At 37.4% G+C, this 6,483-nt stretch carries 5 protein-coding genes; all 5 read left to right on the top strand.

The genetic code is table 11. The features are described from left to right. Positions 1-2,491: DUF2345 domain-containing protein (locus AC2SLT_RS12910; protein WP_486548059.1), on the top strand; the 2,491-nt coding region annotated here is incomplete at its 5' end. 97 nt (positions 2,492-2,588) lie between these two features. Next, positions 2,589-3,488: a hypothetical protein gene (locus tag AC2SLT_RS12915; protein ID WP_486548060.1), complete on the top strand. Its 900-nt coding sequence runs from the start codon at positions 2,589-2,591 to the stop codon at positions 3,486-3,488. Between the two features lie 272 nt (positions 3,489-3,760). Beyond that, entirely contained in the window at positions 3,761-3,892 is a 132-nt protein-coding gene (locus AC2SLT_RS12920) for a hypothetical protein (protein WP_486548061.1), read from the top strand. Between the two features lie 143 nt (positions 3,893-4,035). Then, a complete protein-coding gene (locus AC2SLT_RS12925) occupies positions 4,036-4,599 on the top strand; it encodes a CHAP domain-containing protein (protein WP_486548062.1) in 564 nt (187 codons plus the stop codon). A gap of 72 nt (positions 4,600-4,671) precedes the next feature. Then, positions 4,672-6,069, top strand: a complete 1,398-nt coding sequence (locus AC2SLT_RS12930) for a toxin-antitoxin system YwqK family antitoxin (RefSeq protein ID WP_486548063.1) — start codon at positions 4,672-4,674, stop codon at positions 6,067-6,069. Positions 6,070-6,483 lie beyond the last annotated feature (414 nt).

Consider the following 6,483-nt stretch of genomic DNA (forward strand, 5'->3'; position numbering starts at 1 on the left):
ATGGGTAGAGGCTAAGCTGATTGCAGCTGACATCCCTTATACCCGCTACCCAAGCCCACTATCTTTTGCCGCCTATACCTATAGCGGCCTTACTCAAGCACGTAGTGGCGATGCTAGTGCCCCAAGCTATGACTCACAGATTAGTGATGACGGACAACATAAAGTCATCACCACCCCTGTGTGGGCAGGTATCAGTGATCATGATGACAAACATACCCCGCCACTTCGATCCCTACAGCTCTCCTCTGGCGCATCGCACGGTTGGCAGTTTGCCCCAAGGCTTGGGCAAGCGGTGCTGTTATCACATTGGTATGGTGATATCGACAGTCCTGTGATTACCCGTAGCCTTTATGAAGGTATTGGCATGGGTGATGTGGATGAGCGGGATGTGACGTATCAAGATAGCGGCGCATCGCATCGTTATAATCTGATGCAAGGCGCCTCCCCTCGTTGGCATGGCGGGGCGTTGGGTCATTCTCAAATTAATGAGGATGATGCACACAGTGGATGGATATCAGGTATCAGTCAGTTTGGGCTGGATAGTGATTCTGAAACCAATCTGCTGTTTGATGATACGCCACATAAGCTTGGGCTTCAGTGGTCAGTCAATACGCAGGATAAAGCCAATGCCAGTACACCGACATCAAGTGATAAGGGTGTGTTCTCCCCAAGTGAGCATGTGATAGAGCTGGGTGTACTGCGTCACCGCTTTGGTAATCATCAGTCTAGTATTCGTGGTGCTGGGTTTGAGGTGGCAAGTGATAAAGGTGTACAGTTGTCAGGGGATAATGGTGTTTTGTTATCGACGTTTGGAATACGCCATTCTCAAAGCCGTCATGAGTCAGCTTGGGTCAATGATGCGGGCGCTCGTCAGCTGGATATAGGCTATAGCTTGTCTGATAGTTATAGTGAGGCGAAGCAAGGCCATTTGCATTCGTCTCAAGATGTAGATGCGCAGATAAAAGCGTTTAAAGAGACGGCTCAAGTTATTGATGAGACGCTCGGTGTGGAGACGCTTGGTGCGCCTGATGTGATGCTGGTGAGCAAAGACAGTCTGCTGGCATCAGGCCAAAACACGCTGTTTACGGCTAAGAGTGTGGTGAGACAGTCTGGGTTAACTCAGTCGGATATGGTGGGCGGCAGTTATCAGCTACTTGGTGATACGTTAAGCTCGCTTGCAGGTGTATCTGGACAAGCATCTAAGTCAGGCTTTAATGTGAGTGCTAATACTAAGCCGCTTGCGATACAGGCGCAAGGCGGTGAGCTGCAGCTGCACTCTCAGCAAGGGATGATGATAGGTAGTGAGTCGGGTGAGGTACATGTAGCTTCCCCGACTCGTATTAAGGTGCAAACTAGCGGCGGGGCGTCGTTAACGATTGATGAGAGCGGGGTTAAGTTTGTGTGCCCAGGAACGATTAAGATTCAGGCAGTTAAGAAGGGATTGGTTGCTGGGGCTCGGGCTACTGCTAGAATTTTAACTTTTCAAGAACTTGATGAAAATATAAATAATTATTTGGTAGATAGCTCAACTGGTCGTATCTTAAAGAACAGACGTTTCCGCATAATAGATTCAAGTAATGGTCATATAGTTTTAGGTAAGTCTGATCAAATGGGTAAAATCAATGAACATTATCCAAATACACTATTAGAAATACTACCTGAAGAAAACAAAACTTATCAAAGTGATATAACAGGAAATTTGTCAAGCATACTGGAACACCCTGCGCCAAGTCCATTAAAAAATGTTATTACTGCTAATGATCAAGACTCTATCAATGCAATTGTTGATAACTTAAAAGCTAAAGATTCATCATTTAAATCACATTATGACAGAAGAATTAAAACAGGGTTTACTTTAGACTCAGTACCCCTTGTTCCTAATGGAACTAAACTGATTTCATTCAAGAGCTTATTAAAATTAGCACCTAATACTGGAAGTAAAATGTTTTATAAATCATATATTGGCTTTGCAGCGAATGAAAAGATCTTCCATGATACTATTGAGGTTTTAGAAGGAGATCGATATTTACCAAATAAATATTACTATGTTTACGGTCATGGTAGCAATACCGGTATTTTATGGGTAAATACTTATGATCCTGACCCTATACAAAGAGAACTGAATTCAACAAGATCAGCAAATCAATATGTATCAATTAAAGGAAAAAATAAAAGAGAAAGGATTGAAGCTATAAATAAATTCTATGAAATTATAAGTAAGAATGGTTATAAGGATAATCAAACATTAGTCTTACTATCATGTAACGTAGGTAATGGTATTAATAAAACTATCGCTCAATATATTTCTGAACATCCAAATATAGGTACTGTATATGCCCCAACCTCACTAACATGGTATAGCTCTTCACCTAAAATTGAATCGTTTCCCAGGTGGCAGCATTCAGATAAAAATTTGGCTGATATACCTGAAAAAAAATTAAAAGGTAATTTTAGAATTTTCAATAGTGCAGTTTCGTTGCGTGGTAGATAATAAGGAATTATTTATGTACAGACTAACAATCATATTAACATCCCTTTTTATTATAATAGCCTGCGAGTCCAGTATATCAATCGAAAACGAGGTAAGAATGAATTATAACAATAAAGATAATATTAAACTTCCTACTGATAGACGTCTAAGTCTTAATGAGGCGATGGCGTTGAGAGCTAGTGATATAAGTCTTAGAATTTTAGACCCTATTAAAATGCAACTACTTGAAGAATATTCTAAAAATCCTAAAGAAATAAATGCTCAGTATGCATGGGCAACTTATCAAATATGGCATGAGAATAAACCTAGTGTTGAAACTCAAGGCTATAAAAGTATTTTTCGATTGGCAGAACTTGGACATCCATACGCTTGTGCTGACGTTTATACATGGAGTTACGAATCTGATATTCAGTTTATAGAAAATACAATGAGACTGAATTATAAAGATATTTTAGCTATTAAAGATAGATGTTTAGAAGTTGCTTTAGAATACAATGCTAACTCTATCAAATACAAATTAATTGAAAAGTTTTTTTCAGATTATAGCCGTGGAGAAGATTACTCTGATTTCAATATTGTTTCAAAGGAATCAATGAAAGACGTAGATCAAGAAACATTAGATAATATTAAAGAATATTTAATAATGTATTTGTTTTCATGGGATAATCAATTTATGAATAATATTCCAGCAAATAATTTAGCTAACGATAAACTAATAAGTTTATATCTTCAATTATTAGCATATGACCCTTATGAATTTAACTCAATAGAGTCATGCGCTTGGTTAAAATATTACGATGAAGATTTTATTCCATATTTAAAAGCCAAGAATCTTCCTAATATTAAGATTATTGAAGAAAAATTAATCAATGCTATGCCGATCTTAAGAGCTAAGCTCCAAGAAATACAAATTGATGAGGAAGCATGTCAATCCAGATATCTTGAAATAAGAGATACTAAACGTGACAACCGATCGTTAATGTTAGATTTCTATTAATTTGAAAAATAGATTTATAAGCCAAATACAACGTTATCCTCAACTTTTAATGAGCTGAAGACTCAAGCATTAGCCTTAGACGGTAAAACAGGGTACATGGATAAAAAAATTAAATCTATTACTTTGGTCGATTCTAAGTGTAATTTTAATACTAAAACTTAACCGCATCAAGTAGTTAATAATACAAACGAGCAAAAGTCTAATGAAATAGTTCAAGGTGATACTGCTTCAAATAAAATAAATAAAATGGAAATAATTCAGAAGTTAATAGTGTGTCTTTCAATATCAAACTAGTAGAAGCAGACACAGGCAAACCATTACCAAGCACAACCTACCATCATGAATACAATAATAATATCAAACCCCATAAAACAGATGACTCTGGTATTGAATTAGGTATCTGATAAACGGTGGACAGAACGGTATTAATCATAGAAAAAAATGTGTCCAGATTTTAAAATCATTTTTTGAGTACCCTTCTAAATGTGTAAGTACAGGTGTAGAAAAACCAAAAGTTGAACCAATAAGTAGTGATATTGCTCCATGGATGGAGATCGCCATACGTGAGGGTAAAGAATATATTAATCGAAATGAAGATTATATTGACGATCATGATAACTATTTCGATTACATAGATGTACCTAAAGCTGTTCCTAGACCTGATTTTTTTGATCAAATGACGAGTACCTCTTGGTGTGCAGCCTTTATCAATTACTGCTTACTTGAAACTGGTTTTGAAATGGTTGATGTATCCGATGGCTGGGGTAAAGTTAGAGCAAATGGTTTTAGATTAGATAAAGTAAACTTTAAAAAAATTGAAAAACCTATATACGGTGCTATAGCTTGTTATATGAGTAGGTCTGATCATTCAAGCCATGTAGCTTTAGTTATTGGAACTCATCCTAATGGAACCCATTTCTATAGGTTTGCTGGTAACCAAAATCAGCATTTAAGTATTTATATTCGCCCAATTAAACAGTATGAATTCTATGTGCCAACAGCATACCTACCTATTGCAAATAATGAATCAAGTGCACCTCAGAAAAGTGAAGCCGATATGAAAGCATTGAAAATCACTTGGCATGGTTGGAAGGCTGGATCAACGAGATAACTAAGTCATTACACATCATATATTTTTTGAGAGTATTCATCTATGAGTCATTTTATCAAGTACCTTTTACTAATGGTCCCGACCTCTATCGTTGCCTGTAATGCACAATCATCTCCTTCAGAACCCAAACCAAACAGTGAAGAAACAATGGCTGCGACTAAGGTAAGCGGTGCTGATAACGATGTAAATGCTAAACCAAATATCGTTTTATACATGCGTGCTCATGATTTATTTGGTCTCGAAAAATCTTCTAAGTCTAATGCTTATTATTATCGTGTGCTTATTAAAGAGCTGCCTAACGATAGCTATTTAGTACAAGACTTTTTCATCTCGGGAGATAAGTTTACAGATCCGTATATTTTGACTGATGGCAAACTTGAATATACCGATAACGAGGACACCGCCCATCCTAACAATTATTATCCCAGAGAGGGCGCAAGAACCGTATGGTTTGAGTCTGGTAATAAAAGAATAGAATCACACTATAAAAACAACATGCCCACAGGGACTTGGATTGATTACTATGAAAATGGACGAAAACACAATGAAGATCATTACATAGACGGGGTTCTTCATGGTACATCTAAGAGCTGGAATGAACAGGGTGATCTAACACTTGAATGCACTTATAACCATGGCTTCGAAAATGGTCGCTGTTATTCCAAATTCAACTCTTATCCTGATATTTATCAGTCTGACAGTAATTATAAAAATGGTAAGAAAATTGGTATTTCTAAACAATGGAATATAGATGGAAGTATTAAGAAGTTCACTTTTAATGGGTCGCTACCTTTACAAGAAATCGAAAAGAGCTTAGCAAAAGATCAGTTTAAAATATTTACTTTTGATGTCAATGCGGATGACATAGACGACTTAGTGATCAGCCGCATTAATGATGAGAATAATTTATTTCAAGGTAATGAGCTTTATGTGCTTACTGGAGACAAAATTGGTAAATACACACTGAGCTTGAGTACGCGAAGCTATACCACTGAGACAGGTTGGTCTTTGTCCAGCATATTACCGCACCGAGACTACTCGGGATTTATTATAAATACTCAATATTCTACAGGGAGATCTGGATATACTTTTTACTATATATTTGAAAACGGTGAATGGTATATATCAAAAGCATCAACAGAGGGTTCTTTACCAACTGGTGAAGAGTATTATTGTATTAACCACAATAAGTCTAGTGTAAATGATTTTATTACCCTGATTGGTTCATATCCAACAGAAGCTGATGAGCTTGTCAGAAACTGTCCATTGCCACCGACCAAGTACACTGTCAAAACAGATCAAGCAGAAATACTTGACGATAATTTTGAATCTAGATCCCCACCAAACTATTATATTAAAGGCGACTTTATTGAAGCCGTTGACCAGAATGAGTATTGGGTAAAAGTCTCTTACAAAAATGGAACTAAATTTGGGTGGATTGATAAGCGTGATTTAAAGCCTATGAACTAATATCAATACCCCAATTGCCTGACAGGCTTAAACTATAACAATACTATTTTTCAAACTCAAAAGGTTAAGTTGTCACCCCAAAAAACAACACCCCTTAAAAGTAAAACCTAATGGCTATCAAATAGCGGTTTTATTCAAATGTTTACTTCCCGCACAGTGGTTAACGTGTGGTGCGGTTTAGCCACGATTGTAGCGGATATACTGTACGGCATCATAGGCTGCTGTGGTCAGGCTTGAGATGGCACGCAAAGCAAGTGACATCGCAAGCCATTACCACTGCCCTATGCTGGCGGACAGATAGTAGCGAAAAGCGTGAATAGCTACACAGTGATACATCAGCCAAACCATTCAGTTACTACAGCTACGCCCAAGCCTCCGTACAATCAGGACAAGACACCATAAGCCAGCTTCACC

The sequence above is a fragment of the Psychrobacter sp. CX18 genome, assembly GCF_057396215.1.